16 protein-coding genes are annotated in these 22,423 nt (G+C 42.4%); 7 read left to right on the forward strand and 9 right to left on the reverse strand.

Going from position 1 to position 22,423, the window contains the following annotated elements; all coding sequences use genetic code 11:
- Nucleotides 1-36: 36 nt before the first annotated feature.
- The 4 genes from B9T29_RS10035 to B9T29_RS10050 all read right to left on the reverse strand — a co-directional run bounded on the left by B9T29_RS10035 (nt 37) and on the right by B9T29_RS10050 (nt 7,281).
- The gene (locus tag B9T29_RS10035) at nt 37-861 is read right to left on the reverse strand and encodes a hypothetical protein (RefSeq protein WP_086175794.1); all 825 of its coding nucleotides are present in this window, start codon (nt 859-861) and stop codon (nt 37-39) included.
- Between the two features lie 94 nt (nt 862-955).
- On the reverse strand, nt 956-2,548 hold the full coding sequence (locus tag B9T29_RS10040; protein WP_086175795.1) for a peptide chain release factor 3: 1,593 nt from the start codon (nt 2,546-2,548) through the stop codon (nt 956-958).
- Between the two features lie 124 nt (nt 2,549-2,672).
- On the reverse strand, nt 2,673-4,742 hold the full coding sequence (locus tag B9T29_RS10045; protein ID WP_086175796.1) for a putative bifunctional diguanylate cyclase/phosphodiesterase: 2,070 nt from the start codon (nt 4,740-4,742) through the stop codon (nt 2,673-2,675).
- Between the two features lie 340 nt (nt 4,743-5,082).
- Nucleotides 5,083-7,281, reverse strand: a complete 2,199-nt coding sequence (locus B9T29_RS10050) for a carboxy terminal-processing peptidase (protein WP_086175797.1) — start codon at nt 7,279-7,281, stop codon at nt 5,083-5,085.
- 197 nt (nt 7,282-7,478) lie between these two features.
- On the opposite strand from B9T29_RS10050, the gene nagZ reads away from it, so the two are divergent.
- Together nagZ and B9T29_RS10060 are read left to right on the forward strand one after the other, a co-directional pair.
- A complete protein-coding gene (gene nagZ / locus B9T29_RS10055; RefSeq protein WP_086175798.1) occupies nt 7,479-8,501 on the forward strand; it encodes a beta-N-acetylhexosaminidase in 1,023 nt (340 codons plus the stop codon).
- A gap of 198 nt (nt 8,502-8,699) precedes the next feature.
- Complete coding sequence (locus tag B9T29_RS10060; protein ID WP_086175799.1) at nt 8,700-9,560, forward strand: class I SAM-dependent methyltransferase; 861 nt, start codon at nt 8,700-8,702, stop codon at nt 9,558-9,560.
- A gap of 28 nt (nt 9,561-9,588) precedes the next feature.
- Here B9T29_RS10060 and B9T29_RS10065 read toward each other — a convergent pair whose 3' ends face one another.
- The gene (locus B9T29_RS10065; RefSeq protein ID WP_086175800.1) at nt 9,589-10,920 is read right to left on the reverse strand and encodes an alpha/beta fold hydrolase; all 1,332 of its coding nucleotides are present in this window, start codon (nt 10,918-10,920) and stop codon (nt 9,589-9,591) included.
- A 304-nt stretch (nt 10,921-11,224) separates the two neighbouring features.
- Between B9T29_RS10065 and B9T29_RS10070 the strand changes: the two genes are divergently transcribed.
- The 4 genes from B9T29_RS10070 to pta all read left to right on the forward strand — a co-directional run bounded on the left by B9T29_RS10070 (nt 11,225) and on the right by pta (nt 16,742).
- Entirely contained in the window at nt 11,225-12,490 is a 1,266-nt protein-coding gene (locus B9T29_RS10070) for a glutamate-5-semialdehyde dehydrogenase (RefSeq protein WP_086175801.1), read from the forward strand.
- 126 nt (nt 12,491-12,616) lie between these two features.
- Entirely contained in the window at nt 12,617-13,018 is a 402-nt protein-coding gene (locus B9T29_RS10075) for a hypothetical protein (protein ID WP_086175802.1), read from the forward strand.
- Between the two features lie 303 nt (nt 13,019-13,321).
- Nucleotides 13,322-14,545: an acetate/propionate family kinase gene (locus B9T29_RS10080; protein WP_086175803.1), complete on the forward strand. Its 1,224-nt coding sequence runs from the start codon at nt 13,322-13,324 to the stop codon at nt 14,543-14,545.
- A 55-nt stretch (nt 14,546-14,600) separates the two neighbouring features.
- Nucleotides 14,601-16,742, forward strand: a complete 2,142-nt coding sequence (pta, locus tag B9T29_RS10085) for a phosphate acetyltransferase (RefSeq protein ID WP_086175804.1) — start codon at nt 14,601-14,603, stop codon at nt 16,740-16,742.
- Nucleotides 16,743-16,857: 115 nt separating this feature from the next.
- Here the strand turns inward: pta and B9T29_RS10090 are convergent, their stop codons facing one another.
- Nucleotides 16,858-17,469 carry a class I SAM-dependent methyltransferase gene (locus tag B9T29_RS10090; RefSeq protein ID WP_086175805.1) on the reverse strand — a complete coding sequence of 204 codons (612 nt, stop codon included), beginning with the start codon at nt 17,467-17,469 and terminating at the stop codon, nt 16,858-16,860.
- Between the two features lie 365 nt (nt 17,470-17,834).
- On the opposite strand from B9T29_RS10090, the gene B9T29_RS10095 reads away from it, so the two are divergent.
- Nucleotides 17,835-19,361, forward strand: coding sequence for a fumarate hydratase (locus B9T29_RS10095; RefSeq protein ID WP_086175806.1), 1,527 nt, complete (start codon nt 17,835-17,837; stop codon nt 19,359-19,361).
- Nucleotides 19,362-19,415: 54 nt separating this feature from the next.
- Here B9T29_RS10095 and B9T29_RS10100 read toward each other — a convergent pair whose 3' ends face one another.
- The 3 genes from B9T29_RS10100 to clpP form a co-directional block, all read right to left on the reverse strand.
- Nucleotides 19,416-20,129 (reverse strand): DUF2846 domain-containing protein, encoded by a 714-nt coding sequence (locus B9T29_RS10100; protein WP_086175807.1) that lies wholly within the window; start codon nt 20,127-20,129, stop codon nt 19,416-19,418.
- 202 nt (nt 20,130-20,331) lie between these two features.
- Nucleotides 20,332-21,642 (reverse strand): ATP-dependent protease ATP-binding subunit ClpX, encoded by a 1,311-nt coding sequence (gene clpX, locus B9T29_RS10105; RefSeq protein ID WP_086175808.1) that lies wholly within the window; start codon nt 21,640-21,642, stop codon nt 20,332-20,334.
- 27 nt (nt 21,643-21,669) lie between these two features.
- The gene (clpP, locus tag B9T29_RS10110; RefSeq protein ID WP_086175809.1) at nt 21,670-22,275 is read right to left on the reverse strand and encodes an ATP-dependent Clp endopeptidase proteolytic subunit ClpP; all 606 of its coding nucleotides are present in this window, start codon (nt 22,273-22,275) and stop codon (nt 21,670-21,672) included.
- Nucleotides 22,276-22,423 lie beyond the last annotated feature (148 nt).

The following is a 22,423-nucleotide window of genomic DNA, read 5'->3' on the forward strand; positions in this document are numbered from 1 at the left end:
GGACGTTCACTCGATGTCTGTATGGATTACGGCTTACTAAAACATATGCTGATAAGCCTCAGCTTTCAATATCTGCTTGGTTTGTTCTTTGGTCAAATAAATATCCAGCTGAGCGCCATCTTTAACAATTTCATGGGTGCGATAATGCAAACCAACACCTTCCTGATCAAAGAACCAGTCTGCCTGTCCCCAATACAGCTTTTTCGGGGCTTTTTGTTTTACTTCAGCCTTTTGCTGTTTTAACCATTTTTGATAAGCCTGTTGCACAATGTCATTCATGACCTTTTGCTGCTTGGGCTCCAGAATATCCAGTAAAGTCACTGCTTTCTGTGTTTTACGATCAGCCACAAAGAAATAATAGCGTTCTTTCACTTTTACTTCTTCTTGTTTTGTATCCACTCCTAGCTGCATCAATACATACTGATTACGCTGATAGGCAATACGGGTATACATTGCCAGTTCATAGGGCTTATTTTTGGAAAATTCGGCTTGCCAGGCATCAGACTTTTTCACATAGACATTAATGGCCTGTTGCAAGCTCATATCCTGCTTTAGACCAATTTGATCTTGAATGACCTTGGCCTGGCTCTTGGCAATCCAGTCATTTAACCAGGCATCTTCGGTATGGACTGTTTGAATATTCAGGTCAATACAATTCTTGGTTTCACAAAAAGGCAAGGCAATTTTTGCCTCTTGCTCCTGAATATTTAAATATGGCAACACCTCGGCCTGCTCTGTTTTAAAGACCGATGTAGGCGACTGTTCCTGCTCTTGTTGTTTCGATTCTTGTTTTGAAGCATCACAGGCACTGAGCATCAGAGCAATGGCGATTATGGATGCAGCCCTTATTTTCCCGTTCATGCTGACCACTCTTTTTTCTCAAGTCATTCATTTATCTTAATGATTGTACCTAATAAAACAGCTTCATAAAGAAGCTGTTTTATTTTTGCTTATTTTAGTGTTCGCGTGTGGCACGGAACTGGATATCTGGATAACGCTCTTGCATCAATTGCAAATTCACACGACTTGGTGCCAGATAAGTCAAATGACCACCGCCATCTAGCGATAACTGATCATGCGCCTTTTTCTTGAATTCATTGAATTTCTTTTCATCATCACATGAAACCCAACGCACGGTATTAATGTTCACAGGCTCGTATACACAATCAACTTTGTATTCTTCTTTCAAACGATACGCTACCACATCAAACTGTAGCACACCGACTGCCCCCACAATCAGATCATTGTTGATTTGTGGCATGAATACCTGAGTTGCACCTTCTTCTGAAAGTTCTTTTAAACCCTTTTGCAGCTGTTTAGATTTCAAAGGATCTTTCAAACGCACACGACGGAACATTTCCGGCGCGAAGTGTGGAATACCGGTGAAGTGCAAATTTTCACCTGAAGTAAAGGTATCGCCAATCTGGATGGTGCCATGGTTGTGCAAACCAATGATATCCCCCGGCCAAGCTTCTTCAAGCTGTTCACGCTCACCCGCCAGGAAAGTCAAGGCATCACTAATCCGTACATCTTTACCCAGACGGACATGATTCATTTTTAAGCCTTTTTCATACTTACCCGAACAGATACGCATGAATGCAATACGGTCACGGTGTTTTGGATCCATATTGGCCTGAATTTTGAAAACAAAACCGCTAAAGCCTTCTTCATTCGCCTCTACAGCACGTTCATGAGTAGGATGTGCTTTAGGTTTTGGTGCCCATTGAATAAAGGCATTTAACACATGATCGACTGCGAAGTTACCCAGTGCGGTACCGAATAGTACCGGTGTTTGACGGCCTGCCAGGAATTCTTCAGGGTCTAATGGATCATTGGCCATTTGCACCAGTTCCAGAGATTCTTCAAAGGCAGCAAAAGCCAGCTCACCGACTTTTTCACGCAAGTCTGGATAGTCATAGCCATCACGAATTTCAATGTCGGTAATGGTTGAGCCAAAACCGGCTTTGTAAACGTAGAATTTTTCTTCGAGGATGTTATATACGCCAGCAAAATCACGACCTGTCCCCAGTGGCCAGGTAATGGGTACACAGCGGATTTTCAAAACATTTTCAATTTCATCAAGCAATTCTAATGGTTCACGGATTTCACGGTCCATTTTGTTGACGAAAGAGATAATCGGGGTGTCGCGCATACGACACACTTCCATTAATTTAATGGTTCGTTCTTCGACCCCTTTTGCACCGTCAATCACCATCAATGCAGAGTCAACCGCAGTTAAAGTACGGTAAGTATCTTCAGAGAAATCTTCATGCCCCGGGGTGTCGAGCAAGTTGATGACATGATTTTTATAAGGGAACTGCATAACCGAAGTGGTAATGGAAATACCACGTTCTTTTTCCATTTCCATCCAGTCAGACGTTGCAGCACGATCTGACTTTCGGCTTTTGACCATCCCTGCAACCTGAATTGCCTTACCCCATAACAACAGTTTTTCTGTCATGGTGGTTTTACCAGCATCGGGGTGGGAAATAATCGCGAACGTCCGTCGCTGTGCGACCTGCGCCGCTAATTCGTCTTTAAAACTCATGAAAGATACCTACTGCAGAATGGCAGTGAAAAAGATCAGAACTGATCAATATAAAAAATTGGCCATATTGTAGCAGATCATAAAACTTTTGAAATGAACTAAACTTGTTCGGTCCGCACCAATCTTAAGTAAATAATGCCTTGTCCATTGTTTCCAGACGGTTCACATCCATCGGCATTCCCAACAGAAAGCCCTGCAATTGCTGACAGCCTAAACGGGTCAATATGTCTGCCTGTAAAGGTGTTTCAACCCCTTCTGCAGTAACCACCAGACCCAGTTTTATCGCCAGCTGGATAATACTTTCTAAAATCATTTCATCTTTTGAACCGACTGCCAGATCACGGATAAATTCCCGATCTATTTTCAATTCATCTACCGGTAAGTTCTTCAAATATAAAAAGCTGGAATGACCTGTTCCAAAATCATCAATCGCCAGTTTAATCCCCATCTGACGTAACCGCTCAAAACTCCGAATGGTAGAGTCAACATGATGCATAGCTGTGGATTCTGTAATTTCGATGGCTAAATGATTGGGATTAATCTGATATTGAGCAAATAATTTTTCTAGTGTTGTAAACAGATGTTTATGTTCAAATTGTACGGCGGATAAATTTACTGCGACTGGGAAATAGTTTGAATTGGTCTGTTCCCAGATTTGAATTTGTTTACAGGCCTGTTCAAGTGCCCAATAGCCCATTTGAATAATCAGTCCGGTTTTTTCCGCGCCACCTATAAACATGTTCGGCGTCAACATTCCCAAGCTTGGATGATTCCAGCGAATCAGGGCTTCTACCCCGCAAATTGCATAATCCCGGGTGGTAAATTTGGGCTGATAAAACAGAACAAATTGTTGTTCTTCAACGGCTTTATATAAATCATTAATCAGCTTGGTCTGACTTTTGGCCTCCTGCTGATCAGCACTGTAACTAAACAGGGAATAGGTGTTTCTACCTTGATATTTCGATGTCAACATGGCTGCATCTGCATTAATCAGCAGATCTTGCAAATTATTGCCATGATCTGGGTATAGGGCGATACCAATACTGCTCGAAATATTAATTTCTTTACCGGCGATCAAAAAGCTGTCCTGAATTTGCCCCAACAGCTGTTCTGCTTTTGCAATGGCATGTTCAAGGGTGGCCTGTTCCAGCACCATCAAAAACTCATCTCCACCTAAACGAAGCAGTTTTTCATTTGGTTTCAGCTTGTGCTGAATACGGCTGGCCAGTTGTACCAGCAACTGATCACCCACATGATGCCCAAATACATCATTCACCGCTTTAAAGCGGTCTAAATCGATATAGATAAAAGCAATTTTATCATCGCTATAACGAGGGTCAGTAAATAAAAAGTGTGAATATTCGGCCAGAAATAAACGATTGGGTAATTTGGTTAAATTGTCTTGCACGGCCTGATTGGCCAATTCACGATTGGCTTTAGAGAGCTGTATATTCCGGACTTCGAGTCTTTGTTCCAATATAGCGACACAAAATGCTGCGAGAAAAATTAAACTGGTGACTAAAATAACACTTAATAAAATTAATCCTTGCCCGGTTTGATAATGTGTAACCATCCGATCTGCAGCAATGGCATGAAAAATAATTGCCCCCATACCGACATAGTGCATCGTGATAATGGTCAGCGCCATCATACATACCAAAGAAATCTTGATCAGCAGCTTTTTCTGTGCTGCATTTTTATATTTAAAAATGAGCCAGAACGTTAAACCTGAACCAGCGATTGCAATTAAAACGGAAAAAATCGTCAGCAGAGGATCATAATAAATTTGGTGCTGATTGAGGACCAGTGCCATCAGGCCGGTATAGTGCATTCCGGCAATACCCATTCCCATCAGTACCGCCCCTAAGACAAGCCGGCCAAAGGGTAAGGTTTCCCGCGTGGTCAGCCAAATGGCAAAGGTCGATGCAATAAACGCAATAAGATACGAAACAAAAGTAAGACCATAATCTAAAGAGTAATCTACCGGAAAATGATAAGCGAGCATACCGGCGAAGTGCATACACCAAATTGCAGCTCCGAGCGTGAGACCACTAATGATGAGAAGCATTTTTTCATATTTCTGACCCAAGCCACGGAATAATAATTGTTCGAATGAAACTGTAAAATAACAGGCCAAAATAGTAATAATTATTGAAACAATTACCAGGCTAAAATCATAATGCATATGAACCATATGAAGTTCCGTATAGGTTATCTTTCTTGTTTTAATCCACGTGATTAGTACTCTTTATACTGTCTAAAAATTTTCATCTTCAAAAGAGTGGTTATAAAAACAATCAATTAAAACAAGAATCTAATACTATTCTATTTTGGTCAAGTGTTAATTGCTCTATTCATTTTTATTTCTAATTTATTCATTTTGCAAAATAAACATAGTTCAACATTTTATCATTATTCCTACATCATTCATATTTTTAAAAGTAGCGCTAAATATGAATTCCCCCATGCATAAATAAAAAACCAGTCAGATCAACTGACTGGTTTTTTAAATAGATAAAAGCTAAATAATCACTCTATTTGGCAGAAGCCTTAGCTGACTGTAATTTCGCATAATCCAATAAAATATTGGCAGACTCTGTCACAAATGTTTCTTCTTCAGCTAATGCAGGGCGTTGAGTTGCCTTCATTTTTGCACGAGATTCAATCAGGGCATCAACAGAAGCCTGGTAACTTTCCCAATTGGCATAAGGCTTTTGACCCGTCATGCTACGGCGTTGATTTTCCGCCTCTAAAGTTTTCTGCTCAAGTGCATTCAACTCGGCTTTACGCTGATCAATATCCAGTACCACACGCTTTTGCTCATCGGTTTTTTTCGCAATGGCTTTACGCTGCTCCAGATATTTAAATTGCGGATCAGCAACGACGCGTTGCTGCGACATTTGCGTCAGATTTTGCACATAAGGTTGTACCGAACCTTCACGCTTAAACGGTGCTGTTGGAATGGTATCCCATTTCAAGGCATTCTTGGCTTTACGTTCGCCAAACTCTTCGTTGTAGATATCGACCAGTTTGATGTCCGGTACAACCCCTTTATTTTGAGTACTTCCCCCAGTCACGCGGTAGAACTTACGCTGGGTCAAGGTTGCCTGACCATAGGCCAAGGTATCAAGCTGAACCTGAGCGGTTCCTTTACCGGTGGTGGTACTGCCAATCACAATCCCGCGCTCATAATCCTGAATAGCGGCAGAATAAATCTCACTGGCGGATGCTGAAGCCAGATTAATCATAACCGCCAATGGACCAGCATAGGTTTGTGCACCACCGTCATCATCTTCAAACACACTGACATTGCCGTTACCATCGCGAATTTGTACCACTGGACCCGATTTGATGACTTGTCCTAACATACGCGCAACTTCTTCAAGCGAGCCACCCGGGTTATTACGCAAATCGATAATAATCCCTTCTACTTTCTTGGCTGCCAGGCTTTTTAGGGCATTGTTGGTATCTTCAGAAACAGAGCGATAATCCGTACCGGCACGACGCGCACGATAGTTCAAATAAAATGACGGAATTTCAATCACACCAAAAGTATGATTTTTACCATCACGCTTGATCTCTACGGTACGTGAACGAACTCCAGCATCTTCTTCTTGAATCACATCACGCACCAGGCTAACCGTACGTGCCTGTCCCATAGATGCGCCTGCACCCAATAAACGCAGGCTGACCTTGGTTCCGCGCTTGCCACGTATCAGACCCACTACTTCATTGCTGGCCCAACCGATCACATCCACCATTTTATCGCCATCTTGGGCTACGCCAATAATGCGGTCTCCGGGTTTGATCTGACCTGATTTACTGGCCGGACCACCTTCCACAATAGTTTCAATTTTGGTGTAATCTTCATTGCCGCGTTCAGGACGAATCGACACCCCAATCCCTTCTAATTGCAGGGTAGTTTGACGATTCAACTCCATTGCATCAACAGGCGGGAAATAGTTGCTGTGCGGGTCATAGGTCAACATCATCGCATTTAAGGTCTTGTCGAGCACATCATCACTTTTTACCCGGCTGACACGCTCAAGCTGACGGGTATAACGCTTGGTCAGGGTTTGAACTGGCGTTAAATCTTCCGGACTTGCCAGATCCTGACCATTGGCCAGAGTTGGATCATCTTTTAAGGCTTTTTGCTTCGCAGACTCTTCTTCCTTACTAATATTCAAGTTAATCAGCTGCGATACCAACATTTTTTGCCAATGGGCACGTTGTTCTGCTGCAGACTTGAAATAAGGTGCTTTTTCACGATCAGTATCAATATAAACATTGGTTTGTTTCAAGTTTTGCGGTTTTTTCAACTCAGCCAGCATGAACTCATAAAACTGTTTTAAGCGTTCACGGTATTGGGCATGAATTAAATATGGACCCGATAAATCCCCGGCTTTTAATGCGGCACCGAAATTTGCACCATAATTTTTCTTATATTGTTCCACTTCAGATGCTAAAAATAATGTATGGTCTGCATCCAGGCTATCTAGATAAAAATCAAGAATACGATTCGAAGTTGCCGCATCTAAACGCTGATTTAAATAATGCTGGCGGTCAACCAGAGTTGCCAATTGGCGTGAAACCAACGCCTGTTCCTGCGTAGGTTGAATCGATTGAGAAACTGCCTCTGTATTATTAGCTGCAATTGCCTCGTTCATTACATGAGAAAAGAAAAATCCTCCAGTCGCGATTGCAACTGCACAAGCTAATGTCTGAAGTTTCATAAATAATTCGTACTTCCTTGGTCTTGGACCAATATTGCATCGTCGTTTTTTAACATGAATTGAGTATATTCAAAATCTTAAACAACTTAATATGTATGTCGTGTAGTTTTATCATATTCTGTACTGTCAAAATGTAGCAAATCATTGCAGAATTCGGGTATTGTTTTTCTTTATAAAATTCCAACACGGACACCGATATGATTGGCGCATTGATGCTAGACATCGCTGGCACAGAACTTACTCAAGAAGATATTGAACTATTACGAGCACCGCAAGTAGGCGGCATGATTTTATTTTCACGAAATATAGAATCACCTGAGCAGGTTCGTGCCTTAACCGATCATATGCGTCGCATCAGACCTGACATTTTAATTGCTGTGGATCAGGAAGGCGGCCGGGTACAGCGCTTGAAACAGGGCTTTACCTTACTGCCTACCATGGGCCGTTTAGGTGAGCTTTACCTGAATGAACCTGAAAAAGCCGTGGATTTGGCCGAGCAATGTGGCTGGCTGATGGCTACTGAAGTGCTTGCTGTTGGGATTGACTTCAGTTTTGCACCAGTCCTGGACTTGAATGATGTCAGTGATGTGATTGGCGATCGTGGTTTTGCCAAAAACATTGAAGATATTGTCCCTCTTGCCAGTGCTTTCATCAAAGGCATGAAACGTGCAGGCATGGCCAATACCGGTAAACATTTTCCGGGGCACGGTTCGGTCAAGGCAGACTCCCATGTTGCAGCACCCGTAGATTCACGTACTTATGATGAAATTTATAATAAGGATATGCAAACGTTTATCCAGCTCATGCCACAGTTGGATGCCTTGATGCCTGCACATGTGATTTATGACCAGGTCGATCCGAACCCTGCTGGTTTCTCACCTTATTGGATTCAAAAAGTTCTGCGTCAAGAACTGAACTTTGACGGCGTGCTGTTCTCCGATGACTTAACCATGCAAGCCGCATGTGTTGCTGGTGGCGCAGATGCTCGTATTCAGGCTGCACTCAAAGCCGGATGTGATATGGGCCTGGTTTGTAATGACCGCTCAGCAGCATGTACCGCACTCGAAGGGATTAGCGATTTACCTTTACCCAATCAACAGCGTCTGCAGCGTATGCGCGGTAAAATTCCAGAAATCACGGTTGGGCAAACACTAGACTTGGGGGCAGAATGGCAAAAAGTTCGCGATAGCATCGAAAACTTTAAAAAATCATTTAATTAATGCGACAAAAGGAACACGACAAGGTGTTCCTTTTTCTTTATGATAAATAAAAATAAAATGCACTTACTTCATTCAGCTCATTGTGCTTTGCGTCAAAACTAAAAATAAGCTGAGCTGGCAATGTAAGAAACTCAACAAATAAACAACCAATAAACAACCAACGTTAAAAACTAAAAAAACAGATAAGGTCAGGATGACATGACACAACAGCTTTCAGAACATCGACATATTTCATTTACTGCCCATTACACCGGATACATCTGGTACACCATGGGAATTTCTCACCCCGTTTTTGCGACCTCTAAAGGGAAAATGTTAGCCAAACTGGTGCATCCCTTAGAAAGCTGGGCTGAAAAATTTGTCGGCGGCAGTATGCGTACCACATTAAAACAACGCCACCGCATGATTGATCAGCATCTCACGCAACTGATTGAACAGTACCCGGATTTGCAGGTACTTGAAATTGCCAGCGGGCTTTCTCCCCGTGGCTGGAATTTCCGGCAGAAGTTTCCCCATATTGATTATCGTGAACTTGATTTACCCGATATGGCGAAAGTAAAAACCAAAGCCCTGAAACATATTGATGCCAATAGCCCGGAAGTTTTATCAGTCGATTTATTCACTGCTGATTTTGCACAGGCTTTTCAGGTCTTTGACAAGAATCGGCCCTTGGTAGTCATTAGCGAAGGCCTAATTAATTACTTTAACAAAGACATGTTATTGCAATTACTCAAAGCAATTCATCATTATGGGCAGAACTTTAAAAAACTGCATTACCTTACCGATATCTATCCAGAACCGGTGAAAAACAAACTGGCCAATTTTATTTGGGCATGCAGTAAATTATTGAAATGGATGTCTAAGAGCGCATTTAGTTTCCATTTTATTGATCCGCAGCAAGCACAGGAATTTTTCCAGCAAGCAGGTTTTGAACAGGTCAGTATTGTACAACCGCAACAGTATTTTCAAAATCCAGCCGTGCCTTTCACCTCGAACGAGGAACATCTGGGTGATCTGGTCTGGATGATTCATGCAAGCAAAAAAAACAGCGTTATATAACGCTGTTTTTTTTTGATCTGGCTCCACATTAACTGACCGATTCCAATACTGTCATCACTTCTTTTTGTCGTTGTACATAACGCAATAAACGCTCTGCCACATCAAAACTGCCATGCTTGAATAAGGCACGAACTCGTGTTGAATTGACTTCAAAAATTAAGCATTCAATTTTAAATTGACCTTCTTCATCTTCCAGGTGTAGAGCCAAATCACGTGGATATTGTGCAGCTTTTTCTGTTAAGCCTTCGGCAAACTCAAGCAAAACGCCAAAGAAATTTAGATCCACTATATGAGTAGGCAGTTTTAACGGTGAATGACGATGAGTTAATATGGTCATCGGTTTTTGTACAGCAATACGCTCTTCGCCACGGCGCTCTAGAGTCAGTAACTGAGCACGTGTCATCGGGATAATCCCTTCTACATTTTGAATAGGCAGACCCTGCAAGAAGGTAGCAAACAGACTCATGGTTTCTTTACGACGCTGTAATTGCGGCACATGATCAGCATTGGCAATCATGGCGAATTCCATATCTGGACATTGCAAGGCAAAATTGGCATTTTCATGTGGCAAGGTAAAACTGTCATATTGCCCACATGCAACCAGTACTTTACATTGCGGAATAGGTACATCAGTTAAACGCAATAATCGGCTACAGTTGATTTCATAACGATCTTGCTCAGTTGCCGTAAATTCAGCCATCTGTCTGAAGAACAGACGCTTTGCTGTCGGTGACATGCGGGTTTGATCAATTTTGGCATGATTGACCAGATACAGAATCACCGCCTGACCAAACTCATCCATGCGCTGTTCATTCATTAAATGTAAAGATTCTTCCAGCAGCATGCGCCAGCTTTTACGTGTTTTTTGCATCACGCCCATCAAAATCATTCGGTCAATCAGTTCAGGGCGTTGATGTGCCAAACCTGAAGCCACCACCGAGCCTAGAGACATCCCCATGACCGAAACTTTGGGAAGTTTTTCTACATCCAGCCATTCACCGAGCATACGTGCCAAGTCCGGCAATTCTAGAGTTCCCGCAGAAACACCGGTATCACGATTGGCAATTTGCTGATTGGCCCCCATGGAAGGCAAATCAATCAAGATAATTGGTCCTGCACTCAGCAGCTGTTCAACGCAATATTTATAAGAATTAAAATTTTGAAATGCCCCACCCACAATGACAACTGGCGTGTTGTGGATAGTTTCAGGTTGAGCAATTGCCATATACTCAATTTTCCAACCGTTAATCCATGTCGTTCGTGCCGGTTCTTTAAAAATGTTCCTATGGTAAAGATCAAAAAAACTAAAATCTGCGTTTGATTCTTCTACTTCCGAGTCCATTTGGATCATGGAATTCATATCCCTTCCTCCATTCTTGCCTTATTGTTATTTTGCAAGAAAATAAATTTAGAATTTCTGCGCCACACTGCTTCCATTCTTCGCTGTAATTATCGGACGTCACTGTCCTTATATCTTTTCATAATATACAGAGGATGAACACTCAAGCAACTGATTCCATGACCACTTATCTAAATTTACCCAGAAAAGGATTTCAAAATATTAACAGCCTGAAAGTTTCAGGGACTTTTTTCGGGTCAGATGCTTCATTGTCGGGTTCCAGACTGTTACTATCAAAGTGTAATTTCTAAGTGATCAAACCGCTATGCAAGATTCAATTGAACAATATATGCAAACGGTAGGACAACAGGCACGCCAGGCTTCTCGCGTGTTGACAAGCGCTTCTACCCAAACCAAAAACAATGCCTTATCTGCAATTTACACTGCATTACAAGACAGTGAAGCTGCAATTCTGGCGGCCAACCAAATCGATATGACCAATGGTCGTAACAACAATTTGGACAGTGCATTGCTTGATCGTTTAGAACTTACCCCCAGCCGCTTTAAAGGCATGCTGCATGGCTTAAAAGATGTGATGAATCTGGTCGACCCGATTGGAGAAATTACCGACCTTGCTTACCGACCTTCAGGCATTCAGCTAGGGAAAATGCGGGTTCCTTTAGGTGTAGTCGGCATGATTTACGAATCACGTCCCAATGTCACACTGGAAGCGGCTTCTCTAGCACTCAAGTCTGGCAATGCCATTATTTTGCGTGGTGGTTCTGAGGCACTGGAGTCCAACAAAGCCATTGCCGAAGCGATTCAGCATGGTTTAAAGACTTCAGGTTTACCAGAAACTTCGGTGCAAGTGATTAACACGACGGACCGTGCCGCAGTCGGACACCTGATTACCATGTCTGAATATGTGGATGTGATTGTTCCACGTGGAGGCAAAAGCCTGATTGAACGTGTGAGCAACGAAGCCCGTATTCCAGTGATTAAGCATTTAGATGGTAATTGCCATGTCTTTGTGGAAGCACAAGCTGACTTGCAAAAAGCCTTACCGATTGCACTGAATGCCAAGACCCATCGTTATGGCGTATGTAATGCCATGGAAACCTTGCTGGTGGATGAGAAAGTCGCTGAAGAATTCTTGCCAAGCATTGCTGAACTGTATGCAGAAAAACAGGTAGAACTGCGCGGCTGCCGTGAAACACAGCGCATTCTCGGTTCAACTGTAAAACCGGCCAGTGAAGAAGACTGGTATACCGAATATCTAGGTCCAATTTTGGCGGTTAAAGTGGTCAGCGGGATTGATGAAGCCATTGAGCATATTAACAAATATGGCTCACACCATACTGATGCCATCATTACCGAAAACTTTAGCCTTGCGCGTCAGTTCTTGGCACGTGTAGATTCAAGTTCAGTGATGATCAATGCCTCTACCCGTTTTGCCGACGGCTTTGAGTATGGTCTGGGTGCAGAAATCGGCATTTCTACCGATAAAATTCATGCCCGTGGTCCGGTTGGACTGGAAGGTTTGACCTCACAAAAATGGGTCGTGTTTGGTGATGGTCAAATTCGCCAATAAATCAGCGCTGCTGTGTAGTTAAAAAATATGCGTTGTTCAGCTTCAAAATTGGGGCTGAACACAACCTTCATCTCCCTCCGAAAAATGTTGTAACATCATAAAAACAACGATAAAAGGGAAAAGACGATGTTTTATTATTTAATCATTTGTACATTTATATTGGCATTACTGGTTTCTTTTACCGTAATGAAAATTTTTTCCAATTCCATTAATCAAATTCTTGCCCGAATTATTAACGATCCCATTCATAGTGCCTGGGCCAAATACACCAAGTTTGCCGGTATGGTGGTCGGAACATCTTCCGGTATCCGTATTTACGATATGGAAAAATACATTACTCCGCTGACCTATAGCGATAATGAAAAAAAAATTGTGATCGAATTAACTCAGGAACGCTGGGTGCTGGAAATTTACCGGACTATTATTGAAACCTTACAAGGACTTGCCTGGATGATGCTGGTTTTTTTTATGGTGGCATTGCTGGCTTATGTGATTGTACGCTGGTCAGAAATAAAGTATCAAAAGTAAATATTAAAACAACGCTTATGCCCTGCTCAAAATTGGTTTCTTATGCTAGGGTTAAAGGCGTACAGGAAGGAGCGTTTATGCTTGAGTACTATTTCATTAATAAATGAAAACCATCAACCAATAAATTCTATTTATTATTATTTCACTGGTCGATAGTGCTTAAGTCTAATCTCCTAAAGTCTATCTAGGACAGAAAATCAACACATGATACAACATGCAGACTGATCTGAATTGCATTGAAATGTACTGCATAAAGATCACTTTAGGGACGACTTATTTCAATTAAAATTCGGGTATTAAAACGTGTCTACATCAGTATTAGTTATTAACTGCGGCTCATCTTCTATTAAATATGCACTTGTTTCAGAACGTAGTGAAGATCGTATTTTTGGTTTAGCAGAAAATTTAGGTTCTGCTGAAGCACGCATTAAGGGTGTCACTGTTGGTGGCGCGCCACTCGAACTGTCTATTCCACATGCCGATCATGAAAAGGCTTTGGAAACCATTTTAGAACGTCTTTCTCATTATAATCCTCAAGCGATTGGGCACCGTGTCGTACATGGTGGCACATTGACCAAAGCTGAGTTATTAACACCAGAAATCATTGATCGTATTCGTGAAGCGACGCCACTTGCACCGCTTCACAACCCTGCTCACCTTGTAGGAATTGACGCGACCATGCGTTTGTTCCCGGAACTTCCACAAGTGGCAGTATTCGATACAGCATTCCACCAAACCATGCCAGCACATGCTTACCGTTATGCCGTACCAAAATTCTTATATACAGAGCATAACGTGCGTCGTTATGGCTTCCACGGTACCAGCCATGCTTACGTGTCTGAACGCGGTTCAGAATTGGCAGGCAGCTTAAAACAAGGCGGCTGGTTAACTGCACATTTAGGCAATGGTAGCTCGACCTGTGCGATCTGGAATGGTCAAAGTGTAGATACTTCAATGGGCTTAACCCCGCTTGAAGGCATTGTGATGGGTACCCGTAGTGGTGATGTCGATCCAAGTTTGCATAGCTTCTTGGCTGCTAACCTGGGCTGGGATGTCTATAAAATTGACAAGATGCTCAACAAAGAAAGCGGTTTGCTCGGTTTATCAGACAATCTTTCAAACGACATGCGTACATTGATTGAAGCATCAGAACAAGGCAATGAAGATGTAACCCTGGCCATTGAAGTATTCTGCTACCGTTTAGCTAAATCTCTGGCTGCGTTAAGCTGTGGCTTGCCACGTCTGGATGGCCTGTTCTTTACCGGCGGTATTGGCGAAAACTCGGCTTATATCCGTGAAAAGACTATGGCTTACTTACCTCACTTCGGTTTCAACTTAAGCAAAGAACAAAACGATAATTTGAAACGCGGTACAGAAGGTCGTATTGATGCCGGCACAGGCCCTCAAATCTGGGTCATTCCAACCGATGAAGAAGGCCGTATCGCCAAAGAAACAGCACATGTTGTACAAGGCGAGGTGAATCAGTCAGCTGCAAAAAAGCCTGAATGTGAGTCTACGATTGCTTAAGCAATCGTAGTCTACGTATGCTTTCAATAAATCCCTTTACGATTTAGAAAAAATTATGAAAACAATACTTTTGGTTCCCACAGAAATTGGTGTTGGCTTAACGTCTGCATGTCTTGGTTTAATTTATGCACTGGAATGTCAAGGCGTAAAAGCAGGTTTTCTAAAGCCTTTCTCTCAAGAATTACAGCCAGAAGCAGACCGCACCACTGCACTGTATCGTCACCTGTTCAAGCATGAAACCGTTGAGCCAATTTCCTATGCGGCGGTGACTGAACGTTTAAAAAATGATGAAAATGACGAGCTACTTGAAGATGCAGTACGTTTACACCGTGAAATTTCCAAACATCATGATGTCATTATTGTAGAAGGTGTGCTACCAAACGGACGCGATCCTTTTGCGACAGAACTCAATGCCACTCTGGCAAAAGCGCTTGATGCCAAAGTGATTATTGTCAGCAATGCCGACATTAACAACGCAGCAAAAACCGCGTCAAAAGTTGATAACCAGTTACGTTTCTTTGGTGGTGCGACTTGCGAGCGTACTGCTGGCGTATTGTTTATGCGTACCAAAGGCTTGCCGGAAGATTCTGCACAAATTCCTGTTACGCTTGATCCAAACCTGCGTTTAATTAGCGATACCAACCGATTTGTGAGTGCGATTCAAACCACACACCCAATGATTGGTAAAGACTGTATGCCAGTCATTGGCTTAGTTCCATTCAGCAACACTTTAAGTGTGCCACGCATGTCTGACTTGGCTGTGCATATTTCTGCAGAATGGATTAACCAAGGTGAAGCAGCACAACGCCGTGTATTACACAGCAGCTTAATTGCATCGAATATTGAACACGAAATGCATAAATTCGTGGCAGGTGAACTCATCATTAGCGGTTCTGATCGTGTTGATGTCTTGCTTGCGAGTAGCTTGGCAAGCAGTAATGGCATTCCACTGGCAGGCTTGGTTTTAACTGAACATCTGGCACCAAGCACTCAAGCTTTAGAATTCTGTCAAACAGCAATCAAAAATGGCTTGCCCATTTTACACACCAAATTGAGCACTTTTGACACAGCACAACAATTGCTGAATTTAAGCAATGAAATTCCGGTAGATGATACCGAGCGTGCTGAGCAGGTGACCCGTTTCGTGGCCAGCCACATCAATGCAGACTGGTTAACGCAGTTAATCAGCGATGCACATAAACCACGTTTATCGCCTTCTGCATTCCGTCATGAACTGGTACAAAAATCAATTGCAGCGAAAAAGCGCATTGTTCTTCCTGAAGGGGATGAACCACGTACCATTCAGGCCGCAGCAATCTGCCAATCTCGTGGAATTGCCCACTGTATTCTGCTGGCAAAACCTGAAGCTGTGGTTGAAGTAGCAAAAGCACGTGGAATTGAATTACCGCATAATTTAGAAATTCTTGACCCAGACCTGATTCGCGAGAATTATGTCGAAAAAATGGTTGATTTACGTAAAGGTAAACTCAACGAGTTACAAGCGCGTGAACAGCTGCAAGACACCGTGGTACTCGGCACCATGATGCTGGCACTTGGTCAGGTCGATGGCTTGGTGTCTGGTGCGGTACACACCACAGCAAACACAGTCCGCCCTGCATTCCAGCTGATTAAGACTGCACCGGATTACTCACTGGTATCTTCAGTATTCTTTATGCTGCTACCAGATGAAGTCTATGTGTATGGCGACTGTGCCATCAATCCGGATCCGGATGCAGAACAACTGGCTGAAATTGCCATTCAGTCTGCCGATTCAGCCAAAGCTTTTGGTATCGACCCACGTATTGCGATGATTTCTTATTCAACAGGGACTTCGGGTGCAGGGGCAGATGTAGAAAAAGTGGCCAAAGCAACTGAAATTGCCAAGCAACGCCGTCCAGACTTACTGATTGATGGTCCATTGCAATATGACGCAGCTTCGGTTGAAAGCGTCGGTCAGTCTAAAGCACCAGGCTCACCAGTTGCAGGTCGCGCGAATGTATTTATTTTCCCTGACTTGAACACAGGTAACACCACCTATAAAGCAGTACAACGTTCTGCCAATGTGGTGAGTGTTGGTCCAATGTTACAAGGCCTGAACAAACCTGTGAATGACTTGTCACGTGGTGCATTGGTCGATGACATCGTGTTCACGATTGCACTGACTGCCATTCAGTCAGAGCAACAAGCGGCTCAATAATTAATTCGTAAATTTAAGTTTTCCAAACCATCTGATTGAAAAATTGGGTGGTTTTTTTTGATATTTTAAAATTTAACTTATCTATTCACCGATATTTTACAAAGCATGACTTAAATCAAAACTTTTGCGCCAACCACACCGTATGTCCGGCACAGTCCTGATCTTCCGCGACCATTTTTACCACTTCAAAACCGTGATCTTTCAATAATTGGCGATATTCATCTTGCGACAAACTGGCATGATACAGTACATCACCAAACAGATCTCCAAGAGCCTCTCCATGACGTGGCCCACTGGTGAACATCAAAACTGCACCTTTTTCAGCCAACTTAGAAAACTGAGCAAACATCTTGCGCTGATCATCTTGAGTCAAATGAAAAAAACTGTCCCACGCTAAAATACCCTGAAACTTTTCTCCTAAATCCAGCTGACGCATGTCTGCCTGAATCCAGTGCTGTTCAGGAAAGTTGTGTGTTGCCATTTCAATCATGACCTCGGAACAATCCACCCCTACTACGGTATGCCCTTGTTCAATCAAATACGCCGCAACCGGTTTTCCCGAGCCACAGCCTAAATCCAGTATTTGAGCATGTTCAGGCATCAGTGAAAGAAAATGATTGAGCCAGGCTTTTTCATACAGAAACTGACCGCGTAATTCCGTCCATGTACGTGCATGTTTTTTATAAATTTTAATAATATTTTTCGCAAACTCAGATTGATCTTTCATGAGCGGTTTTTTCTAAATGTGCCTTTCAATAGTATAGGCAGATTTATATGTGGATTTGAAGATTTGAAGATTTGAAGATTTGAAGATTTGAAGATTTGAAGATTTGAAGATTTGAAGATTTAGAATGTTTTTATTTTGAGAAAATTTAAAGCAAATCAATTAATATTTTAAGTGTCATATTCACCTAAAATGATGATTGCCCTTTGTCATCTTTATGACAGAAATCACTCAAAAAACGACCATTCATTTGAGCTGAAATTTACCATTAAACTTTCGGCCAAAAAGCATTCAAAATACCCACAAAACCTGCTTTTTATCTTATAATTTAGCCCGCTAGCTAACAGCCCGCTCAAGAGATATTTGATATGACAACTATTATCAAGCAAGATGACTTGATCACATCGGTAAAAGATGCGCTTCAGTTCATTTCTTACTATCATCCACAAGACTTCATCCAAGCGATGAGCCGTGCCTATGATCGTGAAGAGAACAAAGCCGCAAAAGATGCTATTGCACAAATCTTAATTAACTCTCGTATGTGTGCAGAAGGTCACCGTCCTATCTGTCAAGATACGGGTATTGTGAACGTATTTCTTGAAGTGGGTTTAGACGTTAAATTTGATTTAACCATGAGCCTGGACGATGCAATCAATGAAGGTGTACGTCAAGGTTACCTGGAAAGCTCTAACGTACTTCGTGCATCTGTTTTAGCGGATCCTGCTTTTGGCCGTAAAAATACCAAAGACAACACCCCTGCGGTAATTCACTACAAGCTCGTACCGGGTAACAAAGTCGACATTACTGTTGCTGCTAAAGGTGGCGGTTCAGAAAACAAATCTAAACTTGCCATGTTGAACCCATCTGATTCAATCGTGGACTGGGTACTTAAAACTGTTCCGACCATGGGTGCAGGCTGGTGTCCTCCTGGTATGCTGGGTATCGGTATTGGTGGTACTGCTGAAAAAGCCATGATGCTTGCCAAAGAAGCATTGATGGAAGAGATCAACATGGACGAATTGCTTCGTCGTGGCCCACAAAGCCAGATGGAAGAACTTCGTATTGAAATCTTCGAAAAAGTAAATGCTTTGGGTATTGGTGCGCAAGGTCTTGGCGGCTTAACCACTGTTCTTGATATTAAAATCAAAGATTACCCATGCCATGCTGCGGGTAAACCGGTCGGTATGATTCCGAACTGTGCTGCAACTCGTCACGCACACTTCCAGTTAGACGGTACTGGTGTAGCTCATATTCAAGCACCTAAACTTGATGACTACCCTGCTGTAACTTGGGATTCTTCATCTTCTAAACGTGTTGACCTGGACAACATTACTCAAGAAGAAATGAACTCTTGGAAACCAGGTGATACCCTTCTTCTTAACGGTACCATCTATACCGGTCGTGACGCTGCGCACAAACGTATGGTTGACATGCTGAATAACGGTGAAGAACTTCCTGTAGACCTTAAAGGTAAGTTCATTTACTATGTTGGCCCTGTCGATCCAGTAGGCGACGAAGTGGTTGGCCCTGCTGGTCCGACGACTGCAACACGTATGGACAAATTTACTCGTCAAGTGCTTGAAGCAACTGGCCTGTACGGCATGATTGGTAAAGCTGATCGTGGTCCAGCTGCGGTTGAAGCAATCAAAGACAACAAAGCAACTTACCTGATGGCTGTGGGTGGTGCTGCTTACCTGGTATCTAAAGCTGTTCGTGAAGCTGAAGTTGTCGCTTTTGCTGACTTGGGTATGGAAGCAATCTACAAATTCAAAGTTGAAGATATGCCTGTATCTGTAGCGGTTGACGTGAATGGTACATCTATTCACGCAACTGCACCTAAAATCTGGCAAGCAAAAATTGGTAAAATTCCAGTAGTTGATGCTGCTGCGAACTAAGATTCCAAGCTAAAAAAAGCACCCTTAATGGGTGCTTTTTTTATATGAAGACGATTACCACGTCAGTGGATTCCAAATCTTAAATGGCTGGGTCAGCTGCACATCTTCCGCTGGATCATATTTTGCAGGTTTCAGTTTTTGTGCTTTCTTGCGCTGCTTCCCGGTATTTTGATCTAGAGCAACAAAGTTATAACTTTCGGACTTCAGTTGAGTATAGGCAATTTCATTTAAGCCGGTTTTTTCCGGTACCAAGATTAAAGGCCCAGAAACTTCGCGACGGGTAGTTAAGTTTTCTTCATCATACTTAATGAAATAAGACTGTCCTGCCTGCACAGTAAAATCCAGATATTTTGGCTTTTGGAAATGCTGCACACCCAAAGGACGGCTGGTAGATATACGATAGGTCCCGACAGGTAGTTCAACCCAATAATAGTGATTATTTAATAAGCTTGGGATACGCTCACTATTAATAAATAAACTGGATGCCACAATTTCCTGACGGTTCCATTTGCTGTCAGGACGATATAGATACACTATGGCTGCCTGATCATTTTGCGCCTGTACCGGTTGAAAGCGCTGCCCTAATTTTTGATTGACCCAAGCACCAATGGTAAACATGCCAAAACGATATTGTTCCAGCATACCTGGTTCATGTTCGGTATCTACAGGTTTTAAGGTTGATGTAGCTTGAGTATGCTCCATAGCAGATTTGCCATGACATCCCAATAAAATAAAGCTTGCACAGACTGCAATACAGACTCCACGCATGATTTTCCCTCACCGCGTATTTTTTATTTTTGTACTCAATTGAAAATTCATTCTTCGCTTATTGATTGCGATATTGATCTGAGTTAGTTGATCTTATTTAGGCGTCCACGCCTAATCATTGAGATTAACATTGCGTTTTATTTTTGGAAATAAAAAACGTGCGAAAACACCAGTTTTCCGCACGTTTCTGACGAGTAGCAAATTAAGCAGATTTAGAGTTTACAACTTTTAAATCTACTTTAGAGACATTTTCAGTCTCTGATTTGGGCTGACGCTCTGCTTTTAATACCGGTTTGGCTTCACCAGAAATCACTGCATCACTCACAATTACCGTCCCGATATCGCTACGGCTTGGTAAATCATACATGGTTTCAAGTAACGAGTTTTCCAGAATTGAACGTAGGCCACGCGCACCCGTATTACGCTCCAATGCTTTTTTGGCAACGGCACGCAGTGCTGAATCTTCAAATACCAGATCAACGTTTTCCATATCAAATAAATATTGATATTGACGGGTTAAGGCATTTTTAGGTTCAGTCAGAATCTGCATCAAGGCTTCTTCATCCAGTTCATCCAAAGTTGCAATGACCGGTAAACGACCAATAAATTCTGGAATCAAACCAAATTTCACCAGGTCGGTCGCCTCAACTTGACGGAACAAATCAGATAATTTTTGAGTATCATCTTTGTTCTTCACTTCTGCCGTGAAACCAATACCGCCTTTTTCCTGACGCTGTTGCACGATTTTCTCTAGACCAGAGAAAGCACCGCCACAGATAAACAGGATATTTGAGGTATCAATTTGAATGAACTCTTGCTGCGGATGCTTACGGCCACCTTGAGGTGGAATTGAAGCAACCGTACCTTCAATCATTTTCAGTAAAGCTTGCTGAACACCTTCACCCGATACATCACGGGTAATCGACGGGTTTTCAGACTTGCGGGTAATCTTGTCGATCTCGTCGATATAGATAATACCCTTTTGCGCTTTCTCTACATCATAGTCGGCTTTTTGCAAAAGCTTCTGTACAATGTTTTCAACATCTTCCCCTACATAACCGGCTTCGGTCAGTGTAGTGGCGTCTGCCATGGCAAATGGAACATCTAACAAACGCGCCAAAGTTTGTGCCAGTAAAGTTTTACCTGAACCTGTTGGCCCTACCAAAAGAATATTACTTTTTGCGAGTTCAACAGCATCATCAGGCTTATGGCCTGAATGAGTGACTTTTAGACGTTTGTAATGGTTATATACCGCAACTGAAAGCGTTTTCTTAGCCACATCCTGACCAATCACATATTGATCAAGTGCAGCACGAATTTCGTGTGGCTTTGGCAAAGGCTTACTTGCCCAATCACCAGATTCAACTTGCTGGCTGGTTTGGACTAAATCTAGGCATACGTCCACACACTCATTACAGATGTAAGCGTCCTCACCTGCAATCAGTTTCCCGACTTCAGACTGCGTTTTACCGCAAAATGAACAATGCTTTTGTCCTTGAGGATGATCGGACATATTCACTCCAATATAAAAATCTGAAAATTATGGACGTTTAGTAAGTACTTCATCCACGAGACCGTATTCTTTAGCAGCCTGTGCTGTCATAAAGTTGTCACGGTCAGTATCTCTGGCAACAGTTTCATAGTCTTGACCACTATGCTCTGCCATTAAACGGTTTAAACGTTCTTTAATGAATAGAATTTCACGTGCATGAATTTCAATATCTGATGCTTGACCACGGAAGCCACCAAGCGGCTGGTGAATCATCACACGTGCATTTTCCAAGCAATAACGTTTACCCTTAGCACCTGCATTCAGCAGGAAAGCACCCATCGATGCTGCCTGTCCCATACAATAAGTCACTACGTCCGGTTTAATAAACTGCATGGTGTCATAAATCGCCATACCCGCAGTCACTGAACCACCTGGTGAATTAATATAGAGATGTATATCTTTATCTGGGTTCTCTGCTTCTAAAAACAACATTTGCGCAACAATTAAATTTGCCATGTTGTCTTCAACTTCACCGGTCAAAAAGATAACGCGTTCACGCAAAAGACGTGAAAAAATATCGAAAGAACGCTCACCACGAGAAGACTGTTCTACCACCACTGGTACTAAAGCGTTATCAATTGTTGGAACATACATACGTTATTTATTCCTAAATTCTTGTTACTCAACTCATAGTCACAATATGAGGGATAATTGCCGAAAATGCAAAATATTCCCAATTAAATAACAGATATTTTTTATATAAGCATTGTGAATTTAGTAGAGGTTCAACAGGGTTTGTTGA

The sequence above is a fragment of the Acinetobacter sp. ANC 3903 genome, from assembly GCF_002135315.1.
Lineage (GTDB): Bacteria > Pseudomonadota > Gammaproteobacteria > Pseudomonadales > Moraxellaceae > Acinetobacter.